The sequence below is a fragment of the Flintibacter muris genome, from assembly GCF_943192995.1.
Taxonomy (GTDB): domain Bacteria; phylum Bacillota; class Clostridia; order Oscillospirales; family Oscillospiraceae; genus Lawsonibacter; species Lawsonibacter muris.
In genome coordinates this window covers 50,348-68,255 of the sequence record NZ_CALPCP010000001.1, presented here as the reverse complement: position 1 = coordinate 68,255, position 17,908 = coordinate 50,348, and the positions used below count along the sequence as shown (strand labels likewise).

21 protein-coding genes are annotated in these 17,908 nt (G+C 57.3%); all 21 read right to left on the bottom strand.

The window, feature by feature from the left end:
* Positions 1 to 49: 49 nt before the first annotated feature.
* On the bottom strand, positions 50 to 1,111 hold the full coding sequence (flhB, locus tag NFS22_RS00340) for a flagellar biosynthesis protein FlhB (protein WP_251315788.1): 1,062 nt from the start codon (positions 1,109 to 1,111) through the stop codon (positions 50 to 52).
* 39 nt (positions 1,112 to 1,150) lie between these two features.
* Entirely contained in the window at positions 1,151 to 1,915 is a 765-nt protein-coding gene (locus NFS22_RS00335) for a flagellar biosynthetic protein FliR (RefSeq protein WP_251315787.1), read from the bottom strand.
* Between the two features lie 13 nt (positions 1,916 to 1,928).
* The gene (gene fliQ, locus NFS22_RS00330; RefSeq protein WP_251315786.1) at positions 1,929 to 2,192 is read right to left on the bottom strand and encodes a flagellar biosynthesis protein FliQ; all 264 of its coding nucleotides are present in this window, start codon (positions 2,190 to 2,192) and stop codon (positions 1,929 to 1,931) included.
* Positions 2,193 to 2,201: 9 nt separating this feature from the next.
* Positions 2,202 to 2,876: a flagellar type III secretion system pore protein FliP gene (gene fliP / locus NFS22_RS00325; RefSeq protein ID WP_251315785.1), complete on the bottom strand. Its 675-nt coding sequence runs from the start codon at positions 2,874 to 2,876 to the stop codon at positions 2,202 to 2,204.
* Positions 2,877 to 2,912: 36 nt separating this feature from the next.
* Entirely contained in the window at positions 2,913 to 3,287 is a 375-nt protein-coding gene (gene fliO / locus NFS22_RS00320; RefSeq protein WP_251315784.1) for a flagellar biosynthetic protein FliO, read from the bottom strand.
* Positions 3,287 to 3,652 (bottom strand): response regulator, encoded by a 366-nt coding sequence (locus tag NFS22_RS00315; protein WP_251315783.1) that lies wholly within the window; start codon positions 3,650 to 3,652, stop codon positions 3,287 to 3,289. Before NFS22_RS00315 ends, fliO begins: the two co-directional genes overlap by 1 nt.
* A gap of 62 nt (positions 3,653 to 3,714) precedes the next feature.
* Positions 3,715 to 4,968 carry a flagellar motor switch protein FliN gene (gene fliN, locus NFS22_RS00310; RefSeq protein WP_251315782.1) on the bottom strand — a complete coding sequence of 418 codons (1,254 nt, stop codon included), beginning with the start codon at positions 4,966 to 4,968 and terminating at the stop codon, positions 3,715 to 3,717.
* A 20-nt stretch (positions 4,969 to 4,988) separates the two neighbouring features.
* Complete coding sequence (locus NFS22_RS00305) at positions 4,989 to 5,978, bottom strand: flagellar motor switch protein FliM (RefSeq protein WP_251315781.1); 990 nt, start codon at positions 5,976 to 5,978, stop codon at positions 4,989 to 4,991.
* A gap of 41 nt (positions 5,979 to 6,019) precedes the next feature.
* Positions 6,020 to 6,880, bottom strand: coding sequence for a flagellar motor protein MotB (locus tag NFS22_RS00300; protein ID WP_277614727.1), 861 nt, complete (start codon positions 6,878 to 6,880; stop codon positions 6,020 to 6,022).
* A gap of 32 nt (positions 6,881 to 6,912) precedes the next feature.
* On the bottom strand, positions 6,913 to 7,737 hold the full coding sequence (locus tag NFS22_RS00295) for a motility protein A (RefSeq protein WP_251315780.1): 825 nt from the start codon (positions 7,735 to 7,737) through the stop codon (positions 6,913 to 6,915).
* 138 nt (positions 7,738 to 7,875) lie between these two features.
* On the bottom strand, positions 7,876 to 8,091 hold the full coding sequence (locus NFS22_RS00290; RefSeq protein WP_251315779.1) for a flagellar FlbD family protein: 216 nt from the start codon (positions 8,089 to 8,091) through the stop codon (positions 7,876 to 7,878).
* Between the two features lie 181 nt (positions 8,092 to 8,272).
* Entirely contained in the window at positions 8,273 to 9,574 is a 1,302-nt protein-coding gene (locus tag NFS22_RS00285) for a flagellar hook-basal body complex protein (protein WP_251315778.1), read from the bottom strand.
* A gap of 89 nt (positions 9,575 to 9,663) precedes the next feature.
* Entirely contained in the window at positions 9,664 to 10,050 is a 387-nt protein-coding gene (locus tag NFS22_RS00280; protein WP_251315777.1) for a flagellar biosynthesis protein, read from the bottom strand.
* Between the two features lie 71 nt (positions 10,051 to 10,121).
* Positions 10,122 to 10,712, bottom strand: coding sequence for a flagellar hook capping FlgD N-terminal domain-containing protein (locus tag NFS22_RS00275; RefSeq protein WP_251315776.1), 591 nt, complete (start codon positions 10,710 to 10,712; stop codon positions 10,122 to 10,124).
* A gap of 21 nt (positions 10,713 to 10,733) precedes the next feature.
* Positions 10,734 to 11,906 carry a flagellar hook-length control protein FliK gene (locus NFS22_RS00270; protein WP_251315775.1) on the bottom strand — a complete coding sequence of 391 codons (1,173 nt, stop codon included), beginning with the start codon at positions 11,904 to 11,906 and terminating at the stop codon, positions 10,734 to 10,736.
* 6 nt (positions 11,907 to 11,912) lie between these two features.
* Positions 11,913 to 12,452: a hypothetical protein gene (locus NFS22_RS00265; RefSeq protein ID WP_251315774.1), complete on the bottom strand. Its 540-nt coding sequence runs from the start codon at positions 12,450 to 12,452 to the stop codon at positions 11,913 to 11,915.
* Positions 12,453 to 12,511: 59 nt separating this feature from the next.
* Complete coding sequence (fliJ, locus tag NFS22_RS00260) at positions 12,512 to 12,964, bottom strand: flagellar export protein FliJ (protein WP_251315773.1); 453 nt, start codon at positions 12,962 to 12,964, stop codon at positions 12,512 to 12,514.
* Between the two features lie 99 nt (positions 12,965 to 13,063).
* Positions 13,064 to 14,365 (bottom strand): flagellar protein export ATPase FliI, encoded by a 1,302-nt coding sequence (gene fliI, locus NFS22_RS00255; protein ID WP_251315772.1) that lies wholly within the window; start codon positions 14,363 to 14,365, stop codon positions 13,064 to 13,066.
* 12 nt (positions 14,366 to 14,377) lie between these two features.
* The gene (locus tag NFS22_RS00250) at positions 14,378 to 15,238 is read right to left on the bottom strand and encodes a FliH/SctL family protein (protein ID WP_251315771.1); all 861 of its coding nucleotides are present in this window, start codon (positions 15,236 to 15,238) and stop codon (positions 14,378 to 14,380) included.
* Positions 15,231 to 16,247, bottom strand: a complete 1,017-nt coding sequence (gene fliG / locus NFS22_RS00245) for a flagellar motor switch protein FliG (RefSeq protein WP_338147907.1) — start codon at positions 16,245 to 16,247, stop codon at positions 15,231 to 15,233. The genes NFS22_RS00250 and fliG overlap by 8 nt, the downstream gene beginning before the upstream one ends.
* Complete coding sequence (fliF, locus tag NFS22_RS00240; protein WP_251315769.1) at positions 16,240 to 17,889, bottom strand: flagellar basal-body MS-ring/collar protein FliF; 1,650 nt, start codon at positions 17,887 to 17,889, stop codon at positions 16,240 to 16,242. Before fliF ends, fliG begins: the two co-directional genes overlap by 8 nt.
* Between the last annotated feature and the right edge of the window lie 19 nt (positions 17,890 to 17,908).

Here is a 17,908-nt window from a genome sequence, read left to right as displayed (position 1 = left end):
CTTTCCTTTTTATTTGAATTCCACAAAACGGGAAGAATTCGCAGCTTTATCAGTTTTTTTGGTCCAGCTTCAACACATAGACCAGCACCTCGGCCACCGGGCCGTAGAGCTCGGGGGGGATCTCCCGTCCCAGGTCCACAGAGGCGTACAGAGCCCGGGCCAGGGGGACATTCTCCACTACGGAGACACTGTGTTCCTCCGCTACCTTGACAATGCGCAGGGCCAGCTCATCCATGCCCTTGGCCAGCACTACCGGGGCGCTGTCCTCCTCCTCGTGATAGCGCAGGGCTACGGCAAAGTGGGTGGGGTTACGGATGACTACGTCAGCGCCGGGCACCTGCTGCATCATGCGCTGCTGGGCACGCTGACGCTGGATTTGTTTGATTTTCCCCTTGATCTGGGGGTCGCCTTCGGTCTGTTTATACTCCTCTTTGATCTCCTGTTTGGACATTTTCAGCTGGCGTTCGTAGTCCCACCACTGATACAGATAGTCAAAGAAGGCCAGGGCGGTGAAAGCCACCGCGATCTGAATCACCAGAGTGATGATATCCTGAAAGAGGATACTGCACGACTGGACCAGGCTCATGTCCAGAAACCTGCTGAACGTCAGGGCCACACCGGTGAAATAGTTGTAAATCAAAAAAAGCAGAACAGAGATTTTTAAAATGCTCTTGACAGCTTCAATCACGCTGCGCAGGGAGAACAGCCGTTTTAAGCCCTGCAAGGGGTTGAGCCGGCTGAACTTAGGCTTGATGGACTCTGTGGCCACAAGCATCTTGGTCTGGAAAAAGGTCACTCCCACCGCCAGCAGGGCGGTGACGCCCAAAAAGGGGCCGGCCATCACAAAAAAGGACAGCAGCACCGTCTTAAACAGCTCAAAGAACACTCCAGGGACCATTTCCACCACGCCGGAGCCCATATAATAGAAGCAGAGATTAAACAGAGCTCCCATCTGCTGTACTACCACCTTGCCCATGATCTGGATCATGAACAAACTGCCAATCAGGGTGGAAACGGCAACGGCGTCCTTGCTCATCAGAACATTGCCTTTTTTTCGTTCGTCTCGCCGTTTCTTTGGTGTCGCCTTTTCGGTTTTGGAGTCACCGGCCATGGAATGATCCCCCCTTTGTCAGCCGTTTTGTAGGTTTGCTCAGCCCGACATGAGGGGCAATATATGCTGGAGGGTAAGCAGCATCTCGGTCTCCGCGTCCAGCAGATAGTCGCTGAACGGGGCCAGCAGCAGCATCACCAGCACCAGACCAATGATTACCTTCAAATCAATGTTGATGACAAAGACATTGATCTGAGGAATCACCTTCATCAGAATGCCCATACCCACCTGACCCATCAGCTCCGCCGCCAGAATGGGCATGCTAAGCTTGACACCCAGAATGGTACAGTCAATGAAGATTTGGATCATAGCGGCGTAGAAGTTATCTCCCAGCGCCACCCCGCCGAAGGGAATCACCAGGCTGGAATTGGCAAAGATGCGTATCAGAGTGTGGTGGCCGTTTGCCGCAAAGAACAGCAGTGACATCAACGCGTTGAGCAACGTGGAGGTAGCCGTCACCTGAATGCCCGAGGCGGGATCGTAGGTGGATGCCATAGACAGGCCCATCTGCATATCAATGACAGATCCGGCCATGATGGGAATATAGAAAAAGATATTGACGATCAGGCCCAGCGCATAGCCCAAAAACAGCTCCAACAGGAAGGTGAAGGCCAACCCCAGCAGGGTGGACGGCACCTGGACCTGGGCGGGGCTCATGGAGAACACGCAGATTGACAGCAGCAGGATAAAGCCTGCCTTAATCATATTGGGGATGCCCCGCCGCCCAAGGAGGGGGTTGAACACCACAAAGCCAGTCATACGGCCTGTAATCAGCAAAAAGAGGGTAAGTGAAGTCCAGTCCACAGCGCGCCCCTCCCTATCGGGTGGCCATCAGCTCAAAGATCCCCCGGGTATAGTCCAGCAGGGTCTCCATCATCCAGCCGCCTCCTACAAGGAGCACCAGGATAATCACAGTCAGCTTAAGGATAAAGCCCAACGTCTGCTCATGGATCTGGGTCACCGCCTGAAAGATGGCTACCAGTACACCTACCGCCATACTCAGCACCAGCATAGGACCACCCAGCTTGATTACAACCCAGATGCCCTCACGCAGCTTTTGAGTTATTAATGATGTATCCATGTTCCCTCCTTACCCTAACGAAAAGCCTGCCACCAAGGTGGAGAACAGCAGCTGCCACCCGTCCAGCAGGATAAACAGCAACAGCTTAAAGGGGGTGGAGATCATAGACGGCGGAAGCATGACCATACCCATAGACATCAGGGTGGATGCCACCAGCATATCGATGAGTATGAAAGGGATATACAGCAGGAAGCCCAGTATAAAGGCATGCTTCAACTCACTGGTGACAAAGGCTGGAATAATCACCGTCAGCGGAAGCTGAACCACTTCCTCCTGGGTTTCCGGAGCCTCAACCCCGGACATAGTGCAGTACAGTCCCACGCTTTCCAGCTCCGCCCAGTTCGCCATAAACCGCTTGAGCGGAACCTGAGCCCGGTCAAAGAACTCCTCCTGGGTAATCTCCTCCTGTTGGTAGGGGACAAAGGCCTCCTCATTGATGGCTGCCAGAGTTGGACTCATGGTAAACAGGGTCAGGATCAGGGCCATACCCACCAGCACCATGTTTGGAGGCGTCTGTTGGGTACCCATGGCATTGCGCAGGAAGGAAAAAACCACCACATACCGGGTAAAGGAGCTCATCATGATGATCAGCGAAGGCAGAAGCATCATGACGGTGGTCAGGAACAGGATCTCCAGCGTCTGTACGCTATCACCATTTACATTGATTAGCGCGTCGGTTGGCATCCTTCCTCACCTCGATTCATTCACCGGCACTTCGGGTTATTTTTTCTCTCTCAGCCGCTGCATCAGGGCGCGGAAATCCAGGGGCCGTTTTCCTTCCGGCCCCTCCGGAGACGCAGGCGCTTCCCAGTTCTCTCCTTCCTCCTGGGTCAGCTCAGCCAGTAGAGTCAGTCCAGTGGGGGTACAGCCCAGCAGCAGATAACGCTGCCCAGCCTTTATCAACAGTACAGACTGGTCCCGGCCCAAGGCTGCCCGGTCCAGTATCTGGAGGCGGCTGCCTCCGCTTCGGATCAGCCACCCGCCGGCACCTAAATTTTTTCCCGCCCAGCGGGTGAACACATAGGCTCCAAGCATCACCAACAGGACAACGGCCAGCAGGCCAAGCACGGAGAGAATCTGGGACCAGTAGTACATTAAGGCTCGCCTACAATGGAAGTAACCGTCTTCAGTACGCGCTCGGGCTTAAAGGGCTTAACGATAAAGTCCTTGGCACCGGAACGGATTGCGTCGATAACCATAGTCTCCTGGCCCATGGCGGAACACATGACCACATTGGCGTTGGCATCGGAAGCCCGAATGGCTTTCAGGGCCTCCAGGCCGTCCATGTTGGGCATGGTGATGTCCATCAGCACCAGGTCGGGCTTGAGCTCATTGTACTTCTCAACTGCCATGGCGCCATCCTCGGCCTCGTAGATCTCGCTGTAACCGGCCTTGCTCAGAGTGTCCTTAATGACCTTGCGCATGAAAGCGGCGTCGTCAACTGTAAGAATCTTAGCCATAGTTAAACCATCCTTTTTTTAAAAATAGTTGCTTTTTAGTTGCTTTTTATATACAAAAGGGCTCAGCCCTGGGTCAGCACATTGATATCTGGCTTCTGTAAAATCTCGGTGATCCGGATGCCGAAGTTGTCGTCAATGACCACCACGTCACCCTTGGCTACACACTGTCCGTTGACCAGCAGGTCCACCTGATCGCCCGCCAATTTGTCCAGCACCACCAGAGAGCCCTTGGAGAAGGACAGAATATCCTGGATCTTCCGACGTGTGCGGCCAATCTCCACCGCCACCTCCAGGGAGACAGAGAGGATCAGGTCCAGGTTGTCCTTCTGCTCCTGATTCAGCTGGGTCTCGCTGCTCAGCTCCTTCATGCGGTTGGGCTGAGCGTTGATGACCTTGGGCTCAGGCGGCGCCACAGACTGCTGGGGCGGATACATGGGATAGGGCGGATAGGGATAGGGGTACTGGCCATAGGGGGGATAGCCTGGGTAGCCGGGCATCTCGCCAGCCTGAGGCACGCCAGGGGCAGGGGCGGCGGGAGCTGCGGTCGCACCAGGTGCCGGCTGGGCCGCAGGAGTGGGGGCGGGAGCTGGAGCAGCAGCCGGAGCGCCACCAGCCATCATCTTTTCGATCTCCTCCTGGCTTAGAGACGCCCCTCCGCCGGCAGGGGCAGGGGCGGGCGCAGGTGCGGGAGCCGGGGCCGGTTCGGGGGTCTCCTCCTCCGCGCCCAAGCCAAAGCCGGCGATCAGCTCTTTGCCCAGCTCCACCGACATGACGTTCATAAATTCGCTGTCCAGCACGTCGTCAATGGTCAGGTTAAAGCGCACCACCACCACAGGGCCGTGGGTAACAGGGAAATGCTCCTCCTTCACCTTGTCCAGATCCACCAACTCAAATGACTCGGGGGTAGAGATGTTCACCATCCGGCCCAGCAGGTCTGACAGGGCGGTAGCGGAGGAACCCATCATCTGGTTCATAACCTCGCACACGGCGCTGATAGACAGCTCGTTGAGCTCAAATTCCTCGTCGGGCGTCTCGGTCATCAGCAGAATATCCGTGATGGCCCGTACGTCGCTGCGCTTGAGCAGCATGATGTTGCTGCCCTCCAGGCCGCACACATACTTGATCTCCACGCCTACCGCCGGCTCAATCTTGCCAAGGGTGAAATCCTCCGCGTTGACCACGCTCACCCTGGGCGTTGTGATGTCCACCCGGTGGTCCAGCATGTTGGAGGCCGCAGTGGCAGAGGAGCCCAGGCTGATGTTCATGATCTCCCCGATGGCATCTATTTCCATCGGGCTAAAAATAATATCTTCCATCCAGATTCGCTCCTTTTAGCCTACATCTTGATGTAGGTCTCTCCGATTTTCACGGCCACCTGCTTGTTGCTGGTGCCCATTTTGCCGTCAAACCACCTTCGCCCACCGATGTTCAGGAAGACCGGGGAGTCTTTGGACCGTTTGATGTCCACCACGTCGCCCACATTCAGGTGGTACAGGTCGCTGAGTAATATCCGGGTACGTGCCAACTCGGCCACAATTTCCAGCTCAGAGTCCCGCAGGGTATCAAATATCTCCTCGGACTTATCCTCGCCAGTGGTGCGGCGGCTGGTATTTTTACTGATCTCGGAAAAAACATTGGTCAGCATCTCGCCGGGCAGACACAGGCTTATCCGGCCTGTGCAGTTGGGGAATTTGATATTCAGGCCCACAATTACCACTGTCTCATCATAGCCAATCAACTGGACCAGGGTGGGATTCACCTCGGTGCGGACATAGGAGAAGTGCAGGGTTATGTAGTTCTCCCAGCTGTTGCCCATAATGGGAACCAGGTCTGCAACCAGGCTCTCATACATGTTCAGCTCCAGATCGGTCATGTTGTAGTCGCTTGGTATGGTGGGGTCCGGGTCGCCCTCGCCGCCCATCATGCGATCCAGCATAGACAGCACCACCGGCGTGTCCATATGGACCAGGATAGGATCGTCACCCTGGAGATGCCCCAGGTCAATCTCAGCCAGTGAGACCACGTCACTCTCCGTCAAGCCGTTGGAGAACTCGTAGTAGCGCTGCTCCTCCACACTGTCCACGTCAATTTCGCAGGTGGCATGCAGCAGAGCATTGATTCTGGAGTTGATGACCCGGGCATAGCTCTCAAAGATGCTGTTGAGCATCTTCAGCCTGTCTTTGGTGAACTTGCGCGGGCTGTAAAAGTCATATTTACGATATTTTTGTTCCGCAGATTTTTCCGCCGGTTTGTCTACGTCCAGTTCTCCGCTTCTGGCCGCATTCAAAAGGGCGTCAATCTGACTTTGTGATAAGACTTCAGCCATAACGTTCCCTCATTTTAGAAAATGCTCTTCAAATACCAACCTCAGTTTCCGTTGGTGCTGTAGCTGACGGCGGCGTTGCCATCTGCGGTAAACTCGGTGGTATTGCCGGTATTGGTATCAGACATGGTGTAGTACTGCCGGTAGTCATCGTTCAGCTCGTTTTCCAGGTCGCGGCCGCTGATGATGATCTCCACGCGGCGGTTTCTGGCCTTGCCCTCGGCGGTGGAATTGTCAGCCACGTTGCGCCACTGGCCGTAACCCTCAGCCACATACCGTCCGGGATGGATCACCTCATAACCGATGCTGTCCTGGAAATAGGCCACCACCACGGCGGCGCGCTGGGCGGCAAGGGTCCGGTCCACAATGGAAGTGTTGGGGATGTTGCGGGACTGGGCGGTGTGGCCCAGCACCCGGACCTCGTCGATATAGGGGCCGGCCTCCGCGATAGCGGGAATCAGGGCATCCAGTACAATTTTGCCGTCCTGACGCAGATCGGACTTGTTGCCGTCAAAAAAGACGGCGTCGTCAAAGGAGATGAAGACAAAGTCGTCACCCATACTGACAGAGATACTGTCCGAAGCGGCCGCGCTGCTCTCAATATACTCTGTCAGGTAGTCATACAGCTCAACCAGCGCCTCGTCCACCATGTCATTCTCGTCGGGGAGGGGAAGATCCTTGCCTCCGGTGCCGTCGGGATCATCCACCGGGCCGGGGATGGGCTCCACCTCGTCAATGGCGTCCCGGTTGAAGCTTTTGACAAAGACCATCCACTTTTCCTGGTCAATGGTGGAGATGGAGTAAAGCAGAACGAAGAAGCACAGCAGCAGGGTCACCATGTCGCCGTATGTATCCATCCAGTTGGCGCCGCCGCCTCCGCCGCTTTTTTTCTTGATGCTTGCCATGGTTTCACCTCAGTTCATACAGGGGGACGGGGTTATTCCCCGCCGCCTCCGCCTTTCTTACCGGCTCCGGCGCCGTCGCGCTGCTTCTGACCCATGAAGGTGAGCAGCTTCTCACGCAGGAACTTGGGGTTGGCGCCGGACTGGATGGACATGATGCCCTCCACAATGATAAGCTTGCACAGGGTCTCCTCCTCGTCCCGGCGGCGCAGCTGGGTTGCGATAGGCCCAAAGATCATATGGGCCAGCACGCAGCCGTACAGGGTGGTAACCAGAGCGGTTGCCATGGCGGGGCCCAGGTCGCCGCCGCCGCTCTCCACGTCCATGGCTTTCAGCATGTTAATCAGACCAACCAGAGTACCCACCATGCCGAAGGCGGGGGCCACGGCGGAGGCCTTTTCATACATGCCCGCGCCGTCCTCGTGGCGGGCGACGGACTGCTCAATGTCGTTCATCATGATCTCTTTGGCCTGGTCGGCGTCGTTGTTGTCCACAATGAGCATGATGCACTGCTTAAAAAAGGGGTCGGTCTCCTGATTGCCCTTTTCCTCCAGAGCCAGCAGGCCGTTCTTACGGGCCACCTGGGCCAGATCAACCAGCTTGTCGATAATGGCCATGGGGTCATACTTCTTATTGTTCATGATGGTCGCGAAGTGCTTGGGCACGGCAGCCAGCGCGCTGATGGGGAAGCTGGCTACCAGTACGGCAAAGGTACATCCAATGACGATAAAGATACTGGCCGGGTCGATAAAGTTGCCCAGCTGGCTGATAGTGATAAAGCCATCTGTACCGCCCTGCATCATACCTACGATCATGACCGCAAAAGCGACTACCGTACCGATGATATACGTAATATTCACAGGTCCACACTCCTCTCCCCACCGGGGATGTTATTTCTTTTTCGGGGCGCATTTGAAAGGCGTTGGGTCCAGGCTCAGGAAAGGGCCCCCTCTGCTTCAGGCTTAACGCCTGTCAAATATGCCCCGCAGCCGGCGCTGTCAGCGCCGGTCCACAACAGTCAGGGCACGATGCACATCCTGCACCTTGGCGGAATACTCCATGATACGCTTGATGATGGTGTCCGGGTCCTCGCGGACAATGAAATAGTCCCGGTTCATCATGACAATTTTAGACTCCGGAATCATCTCAATGCTCTCGATCTGGTTGTGGTTTACCAAAAACCGCTCCCCGTTTCTCTTCGTCAGTTGAATCATGACAAACCTTCCTTTCCTATTTCAAAACACTCGTGAGCCTCCCATAAAAAGGGAGGGGGCCCGCCGCTGAAAGCGGCGGAGGAGGGTTCTGCTTCCCATTTTGGAGATAACCCCCGCCCGGCTCACGCCGGGAGCCCCCTCGGAGGGGGCCCGCGGCGCTCAACCGGAAAAATCAATCAGCTTACCGCTTCATGTTCACCAGCTCTTCCAGCATGGAGTCGGTGACAGTGACAATACGGGTGTTGGCCTGATAGCCGCGCTGGGTGGTAATCATCTCAGCAAACTCGTTGGCTACATCGGTACTGGAGGCCTCCAGACCGCCGTTCTTGATCTGGGTGGTCTTCTCAATCAGGACTGCGTCAATAGCCTCAGCGGTTGTACCAGCCGCAGCATTTTGGGTATCAGGAGCCACCTTGTTGCCCAGGTAAGCGGTGGGCAGCTCAATGCCCAGGGTGGACACGCGCACGTTGCCCGCGCCGCCCATGGCCTTGTAGTAGCAGCCGTCCTGGTGGGTCACACCGTCGGGGCTGTCAACCGTGGCCACGGCCACGTATCCCACCACTACCGTGTCGCCGTTGGGGGCAATGCCTGTAATGGAACCGTCTGGGCCAACCTTCATGCTCTTCAGCTGGATAGGCATCACGTCAGAAACCGCATTTTCAGCGGTGTTCTCCGCAACGGCCATACAGGATTTATTCGCGCCGCCAGTTAAATCAGCATTAACGCCTGGAGTCGCGTACTGGTTAGTGCCGCCTGTTGCCGCGCTGAGGAAGGGATAAACCGGGTCACCCTCCTGCCAGTTATAAACATCAGCGCCTCCATTCGCACCTGCTGTAATACCTCCATTAGTCGTGGTGGGGGCAGCGGCGGACAGAGGGACCCGCAGAGGAACCAGATGTGAGCTGATAATGGTTTTGCTGGTAATGTCCTTGCCATTCTGTTTCGCAGCCTCAATCTCTGCGGCTGTAGCATTCGCCTTATAATCAGGGTTCTGCACCCGGGCAAAGCCATAGAGCACCTTATTGTCACGGTTACAGATATAGCCGTCAGGGTCCACCCAGAAGTCGCCCACACGGGTCAGGTCCATCTTAGACACGTCATTGCCGCTGGTAATGCCGCCGACCCAAGTGACGGTGCCGTCCTCATTTTCCACTTTTTCCAGCTTGTCGCCCACCATAAAGAAGCCTTCACCGGTGAGCATGCAGTCCAGGCCCACGCCGGTGGGGGCATAGGTGGAGGGGCTCATGTTCAAGTCGATGGAGCCCACGGAGCAGCCGTAGCCGATTTGGGAGGGGTTGTTGCCGCCCATGGTCACGCCGCCGTTGGAGCCGGACTTGCTGGTGGTGTAAATAGACTCCCGGAAGGTCATACGCTGGGCCTTGTAGCCATAGGTGTTTACGTTGGCCACGTTGTTGCCGATTACGTTCAGCTTGGTCATGTGTGCTTTCAGGCCGCCAATGGCGGCGTACATTGCGCCTGTCATATCGCTAAATTACTTCCTTTCTATGGCGCTGCCGGTCCTCTGTCAGTCGGGCAGAGGACCAAAGCATCCGAAAAGGTCCTGCCTTTGCCTTATTTCAGCAGCACAGCGCCGTCGATATTTGTGAAGATGTTTTCCTGCATCTCCTCCTGGGACATGGTGGTAATCACCCGCCCGTGGGGGACGTTGATGATAAAGGCCCGGGTCGCGTCGAAGGCCAGGATATTGGTGGCTCCCTTGGCCTGGGCCCGCTCGACCGAGTCGGCCAGCTGTCCCATCAGGGCGTCGTCCACCTGGATACCCCGCTCAACAGCCCGGTTCTGGGCGTGCTTGGAGAAGGAGATCGCGGGCTCCGCGACTTTCAGCTCCTGCTGCAGCAGAGCGCCAAACTGTCCGGTCATACTCCGGCTTACCGGGCTGACCCGCTGGACGCGCTCCACCTGGGACACGCCCTGGATGGAATTGATGCGTTCTGCCATTGTCGTTCCTCTTCTTTCTTCACGGACCTCCTGTCCGCTTATTCCGGCCAGATTCCCTCCTGGCCTTTGGCTCACTCTCCGTCGCCGTCGCCGTCTCCGTCACCTGTAGGAGGAGGTGTCTCAGTATCGTCGCTGTCGTCACCTGTGTCGGGGTCTTCCTCCACCTTGGGGGGCAGCTTGCCTACGGCCATGATCTCGCTGAGATAGTAGCCCTTGCCATTCACATAGATGACCTGCTCGCCGTTGTAGGTGCCGGTGCCTTCCACCACGCCTACCAGCTCGTTCAGGTTGCCCTTGCTGTCATACACGCCAATGGTAACGGTCTGTCCCACCAAAGACGCGGCATAGCCCATCACGTTGGCCAGAAGCATCTCGTCCATCTTGGTGGTCAGCTCGGTCATGGCCTGCATAGAGGTCATCTGCACCAGCTGGTTCATCATGTCGGTGGTGCTGGCCTGGTTGTCCATGCTCTGGTTCTGGAACTGCTTGACCATCAGGCCCAGCATGTCGGTAAAGGACAGCGTGGTTTTGTCCTCATAGAGCTGGTCCAGTTTATCCTTTTCCGCCCAGCGGTTTACATAGGCGTCATAGTCAGTCTGCGTGCCGTAGGTTGTATTGCGGTACGCAGCGTCCAATCCAGTGGGCAGTGAAGTATCAGCCATATTGGTTCGCCTCCTTTAAAATCAGTTCACGCCGTCCAGGCCAAACAGTCCCAGGCGGAGCTTTTGCAGGAAATCGCCGTCGTGTCCGCTGTCCTGCTGTTGCTGCTGCTGTTGCTGCTGCTGGCGGTTGTGGCCGTCAGGATCGGCCTGCTGCTGCTGAGCCTGCTGGCTGTCCTCATTGCGCTGGACCTCTACCCGGACCTCGTTGTTCTGCCCGTAGCCCTGGAGAGCCGCGTTCAGGTTGTCGAGGTGCTGATTCAGCAGGTTGGCCGCCTTGGCGTTGGCGGTGTGGAGCACCACCTGGAGGGTGCCGTCGGCACTCTGGGTCAGCTTGACGGTCAGGTTGCCCAGATTTTCGGGGCTGAGCTTGATCTCAATCTGCTTTAAGCCCTGCTGGGCGGCAAAGCGGATGGTATCGGCCAGCTGAGTGTCCATTTCGGGCTCTTCCGTGTCCAGCTGGAAGTTCTCGCCCACCTTCACAGGCGCGGCCTTCACGTCTTTGAACAGCGGCTGGCTGGCTGCCATCTCAGAGGCATCCAGATTGGCGTCGTCCTGCTCCTCCTCGGTTTTAACGGTCAGCTCCATTGTGGGCGCAAAGCCGGTGTCTTCCACCTTCTGCTGCAGCTCACCGATAATGTCCGCCGCAGACCGGGTATCGCCTGTCTTTTGAAGCAGCTGCTCCAGGGCCTGGGTGAACTCCGGGGTGATCTCGTCCAGTACCCATTCACCTGTGGTATCCACCATCATGTCATCCAGGAAGGGGATATTCGCCGCTCCCGGCGCATCCAGCGGCTGGAACACACCGTTCTCGTCCTGAACGGTTACCATCCACACCGTGCCGTCCTCCATGGGAGGAGACAGCTTGGCGTAGCCGGCCACCAGCAGCGCGGCCTCCTCGGGGGTCACATCAATCTGACGCATCCCGGTTTGTGGGTCGGTCTGTACGGTCTTCTGGGTCTTCTGTACGGTCTGGACCGGCTCCTTCTTCTGGACGGTATTCGTCTCCTTGACGGCATTGTCCGGCTGGGAGGACTCCACCTTCTGGTCCTTGGCCTTATCCATCATGTCCTTAAAGCTGTCGCCCTTCTCAGTTTTGGGGGTCTCGCTGTTCTGGCCCGTCTGAGGCAGGGAAGCGGCCATATTGGCGGCCATCTGCTGCATCCGTTCCAGCATCCATTGATCGTTCACATTCATGTCTTGTTACACCTCCTTTCCGGTTTGAGTGGGGTCGCTGGTCTTGCTGGGGCTGTGCGCTTCTGTGACTTCCAAACGGTCCTCTTTGTCCTCCTGCTCCTTGTCCTCCTGGACCTTGTCCTGATTTTCCTGGATCTTGTCGGCCTGTTCAAATGTGAACCGGTCGCCCAGGCAGGACATCAGAACCTGGATGGTCAGGGTCTGAGTGGGATCGAACCAGGCCACCCGCTTGGTGCCATCCTCCTCCACCGTCTCGTGCTGGGCTATGATGGCTTTGCCGGCGTCTGCCAGGGAGTTGGCCGCGGCCATGTCCGTCTTGCCCGCCTCTTTGTCTTCCTCAGAGGCGTTCATGGCGTCGATCATGGCCATCAGGGCATCTTCCTCGGCCTGCTTGGCGTCTTTCTCCTTCTGTTCCTGAACTTTCAGCAGGTAGTTCGTAAAGAACTGCTTGGGGTTCCAGCCGGTCTGCTCCGCCAGAGTCTGCTGGGGAGCGGGCATCTGCCCACACCGTGCGCTGATGTCACAGTACGAAAGCGGAATGCTCATTGCGTTCACCTCCTTCCTGTGACCTATATAGAGAAACACTAAAAAGTGTAACTCACCTTTTAAATACCCATCGCCGCCATGGCGCGGGTGGTGGAGACAAACTCCTCAATGCGCTGCTCCTCGTCCTTCTGCTCCGCCTTGCGGTAGTCCTCCAGCTTGTGCTCCTTCAGCTTCTCAATGGTGGCCGTCTCCTTCCGGGCCTCCACCACTTGGGCGCGCTTGTCTTCCTCCCTCTTCCGCAGCCGGTCCAGCTTGCGGTACTCCTCCTGGAGCTTGCGCTCTAGACAGCGGAGGTACTGTTCATAGCTCATGGCGTCCAAAACGTTGATGCCCTCCATCTTACGCCGGGTAAAATCGGCGTCCGCCTCGCGGTGCTCGGTCTCCAGGTTGTCAATCACCTGCTCCTGTGCCCGAATCTGGGCCAGAATTGCACCGTGCTCCGCCCGAAGGGCGTCCAGCGCCTGGTTTTTGTAATCTAACACGGTTTCCAGAGAGAAGCGAAATTTCTTCATCTATCTGTATGCTCCTTTTCAGGAATATCTCCTGTAGGGGCGCATATCATGCGCCCGCAGCCCGCAGGCGGGCGAATCATATCCACCCCTACAAAAGGCCTATTTCAAAATACGCCGCAGCTGCTCCAAACTCTCCTCATAGGAGAAGGACTCATCCACCCCCTGCATCAGGAACTGATTGATAGCGTCCATCTTGCTCAGCGCGTGGTCCAGTTTGGGATTGGTGCCCGATTTGTAGGCACCGATCGACACCAGGTCGGCGTTTTTCTCATATACGCCCATGATATCTCTCAACTGTCCGGCCAGCTGCCTGTGTTCCGGAGAGACAATCTCCACCATCAGACGGGAAATGCTGGCCCCCACGTCAATGGCGGGGAAGTGGTTGGCATTAGCCAGCTGGCGGGACAGGACAATGTGTCCGTCCAGAATGCCCCGGACCGTGTCGGCGATCGGCTCGTTGGTATCGTCGCCCTCTACCAATACGGTGTAAACGCCGGTAATAGAACCTTTTTCAAAGTTCCCGCTGCGCTCCAGCAGCTTGGGCATCTCGGCGTACATGGAGGGCGTATATCCTCTGGCCACCGGCGGCTCGCCAATGGCCAGACCGATTTCGCGCTGGGCCATAGCAAAACGGGTGAGGGAATCCATCATCAGCAGGACGTCGTAGCCCTGGCCGGAGAAGTACTCAGCAATGCTGGTGGCCACACTGGGACACTTCATCCGCAGCATGGCGGGCTGGTCACTGGTAGCTACCACCAGCACGGAGCGGCGCATGCCCTCCTCCCCCAGGTCCTTCTGCATAAACTCCAGAACCTCGCGTCCACGCTCGCCCACCAGGGCAATCACGTTAATGTCCGCCTTCACGTTCTTGGCAATCATGCCCATCAGGGTGGATTTGCCCACGCCGGAACCGGCGAAGATACCGATACGCTGGCCCTTGCCAATGGTAAGCAGACTGTCAATAGCCTTGACGCCGAACTCCATCCGTTCCCGGATGGGGGGGCGGGCCATGGGGTTGATGTAAGTGCTGTCCACAGAGAAGGTGTCCGCCCGCTGGAAGGGCTCCAGCCCGTCGATAGGTTGGCCCAGGGCGTTAATCACCCGTCCCCGCAGAAAGGGTCCCACCGGAAGCGTAAGCCGCTTGCCGGTGTTGCGGACAAAATTGCCCGCGGAGATACCGCTCATATTGGCGTAGGGCATCAGCAGAATGTGGTCATTTTTGAAGCCTACCACCTCAGCGGGAATTTGCCCGCCGGACTCGTTGGAATAAATACGGCAAATGTCGCCAATGGCGGCCCTGCCGCCGGAGGCCTCAATGGACATGCCCACGATATTTTCGATTTTTCCCGTCCTGCCCACCGTCTCGGCGGAGCGGACGGCGGGAATCAATTCTCGGAACACGTCAATCTCCTCTTACTGGGGCCAGTAGCCCCCCATCTGCTCATAGAGCACATCCCGGATGTTGGACATCTGGGTGGACACGCTGGCATCCACAATTTCCTCCGGAGTCTCCACAATGCAGGTGCCGCTCTCGTCATCCCCCATGGGGACCACCTTGATATGCTGAGACAGAGCCCCCAGGGTGCTGGTCAGCGCTGGGGATATTTGGGCCAGCTGGCGGCTGTCACAACCGGAGATGTAAATATGCACCCACTCCTGCCGCTTCATCCGCTCGGTGGCGGTTTGGATCATGCGGACAATCACTTCGCTGCTGCTCTTCAGGCTGACCCGCACCACCTTTTCGGCTACGGACAGGCACAGCTCCAGCAGCTCGTCCCGACACTGAAGAAGCATCTCCTCCCGGGCCAGGGAGGCCTTTTCCAAAAAGGCCTGGACCTCCTTCTCCAGCCGGGCGGCGGTGGCCTCCCGGTCCCGGACAGAGTCATCCATCGCTTTGGCTATCCCCTGGGCGTAGCCCTCCCGGTAGCCCTCATCCCGAGCACCGCCCCGGATTTCCTCCTGCTCGCTGAGGGCCTTCTCCCGGGCCTGCTCCAGTATCTGCTGGGCTTCCTCCCGGGCCTGATTCAAAATCAACTCCGCCTGGAGCTGCGCATAGTGAACGGGGGTCTCCTTCGGCGGCTCAGGGGGGAGTTCCGGCTCGGGTTCCTCTGGCTCCGCGCCGCCTATGGTGACATCCAAGGCCTGCTCAGGAACCAACTCCTCCTCCACCGGGGGAAGGAATTCCTCCTCCCCTTCAAAATGGATTTCATCAGCACTGGGCAGAACATAGGCCTCCGCTTTGGGCTCCAAAAACCCTTTCAGGATGTTACGCAATGATATCGTCCTTTCCGCCCTTCATGATGATAATCTCGTTTCTCTCCTCCAGGTCCCGGATGACGCTGACGATACGCTGTTGGGCATCCTCCACGTCCTTCATACGGACATTTGTCGTGACCTCCAGGTCGTCCCGGATGCTCTCGGCCATACGGGCGGACATGTTGGTAAACAGCTTGTTTGCCACGTCGGCGTTGGCCGTCTTGAGGGCCAGCACCAGGTCTCTCGGGTCGCAGTCACGGACAAAGCGCTGTACGGAGCGGTCGTCCATAGTGATAATATCCTCGAAGACGAACATCCTCTTGCGGATCTCGTCGGCCAGGTCGGCGTTGTGGGCGGACAGGCCGTCGAAGATGGACTTCTCGCTGGACCGGTCCAGGTTGTTCATAATGCCGGCCACATAGTCTATGCCGCCCACCTTGACATTGGACTGGGTAATAATGCTGGAAAACTTGCGCTCCATCTCCGCCTCGATTGTCTTGATGGCGGTGGGGGAGGCGCTCTCCATAGTGGCGATAGCCTCCACCACTCTGATCTGGCGGCGGGGTTCCAGCTGTTCGATTACGCCTGCCGCCTTGTCGGGGTCCACATAGGACAGCACCAAAGCCACCGTCTGAGGACGCTCGTTTTGCAGTGCGGAGAACAGAGACTTGACATCCGCCTTGTCCAGGAATGCGAACTCCCGGTTTTTCAGGGACTTGGTCACCTTTTCCAGCAGGGCCAGGGCCGTCTGATTGCCAAAAGCCTTTTCTAGCACAGCACGGGCATACTCCAGGCCGCCCTCGGTTACCGCCTTGCTGGTCATGCAGTTTTGATAGAACTCGGTCAGCACCGCCTCGGTCTGTTCCGAATCCAGCATGCCCAGCCGGGCCACCTCCAGGGTAAGGGTCTCAATCTCCTCGGGCTCCATGTGCTGGTACAGGCCGGAAGCCTTATCTGCGCCCAGGGAGACAATGACGGCCGCCGCCTTTTGGGGATAAGTCAGTTCAACTTTTGTTGCCTCAGCCACCAGTGTCATCTCCCTTCAGCCAGGCTTTCACCATCTGAGCGGCGATCTCCGGGTTGTTCTGAGCGAACTGCCGGACTGTCTTACGCAGCTCCATACTCTTCTCGGTGTTGACTTCCATAATATCGGCTCCGCCGGTGGGAGGCGCCGCAGCGATAATGGCGGCCGCCTCGGCCTCCGCCGCGGCCAAGGCCATCTCTTCCTCCAGAGCCTGCTGCCGGGCAAGCTTCTTCTTCCGGTTTCTTCTAAGCAGAAGAATAATGACCAGCAGCAGAATGAGGAACAGGACCAGGCCGCCGATTGCGGCATACAGGACCCAGCTGTTCTGGAATATCGGCCAGCCGGGCGTTCCGGGAGCCACTGTGACATCCTCGTTGAAGGGGGCAATGGTGACGAACACACGCTGCTGCGCGGCCTCCACGCCCTCTGTTCCCACGCCGGCCAGGGTGGCCACGCTGTCCCGCAGGGCGTCAATGGTCATGGCGCCGGCGTTGGGGCAGTTCTGGTTGACGCTCACCGTTACGCGCAGGTCGGCCAGCCGGCCCTCCAGGATCTCCTCCTGCTCGTTGGTGGTGTCAATATTGTGATACCGGTCGACCTGGTTGCCCGCATAGTCCTCGTCACCGGTCAGGCTGCTGTTCAAATCGGGCTGTATCGGGATGTCCGAGTTGCTGGTAGTGCCCACGGTGCCGCCGGTAGGCTGGCTGCCGTCCCGGATGACCTCCTGAAAGAGGTGGTCCTCACTCACCAGTCCGCCGCCTTTCACAGAGCCCTCAGGCTGGTTGTAGAATGTGCTGTCCCGGTACTTGCGGCTCACTTCCACCGTGCTGATGACGCCCACGCTCACATTCTCATAGCCGTAGATGGGGCCCAGGGTCTGGAGAATCTGGCTGCGGACGTTGTTGTTGATCCGCTCCTCATGCTCCAGCTTCAAGGCCGTGGCCTGGCCTGACTGAGCCAGAGTGCTGTTGTCGGAATAGGGGTTGCCGTAGATATCATTCACACTGACATCCTCAGCACTCAGCCGCGCCACACTGTGGCACACGGTATCACGGATGGCCTTGACTACATTGTCATCCAGCTGGCGGTTGCCGTCAGGCGTAATGGTTACCGACACCTTGGCGGGAGTGGCGCTGTCCTGAAGCACATAGACCTGTTTTTCTCCCGGGGTAATCTGCACCCATGCATCCCGCACACCATCAAACATCTGGATAATAGACTCCAGCCGCTGTTCAACGGAAATCCGCAAGGCCTGCTCCTCCTCGGAACTGGTAGAGGTAAGGCCAATATTATCTGTGTAGTAGGGGTACAGAAAACCGCTGTTCAGGTTGCCCGACAGAACCAGCTGAGTCTGGAGCTGCGTTTCCCGCCCGGCGGGCACCAGAATACTGTCGTTTTTGATCTGGTAATCCGTAACCCCGTTGTCACTCAGGAATTTAACGATCGTGCTGGTCTCACTGGCAGTCAGGCCGGTACACAGCGTGGCATATTCCTTCTTGTTCATCTGCACAACGGCAAAGATGATAACAGCGAGGACCACAACCAGGCATACTCCCAGCAGGATCCGGGCCGTTTTATTCAGTTTTTTGAAAAAACCCTTTACTTTTTCCCAGAGCTCTTTCAGCTTTGTCTGAAATTTCTGCAACTTGGATCCCTCCGGACAG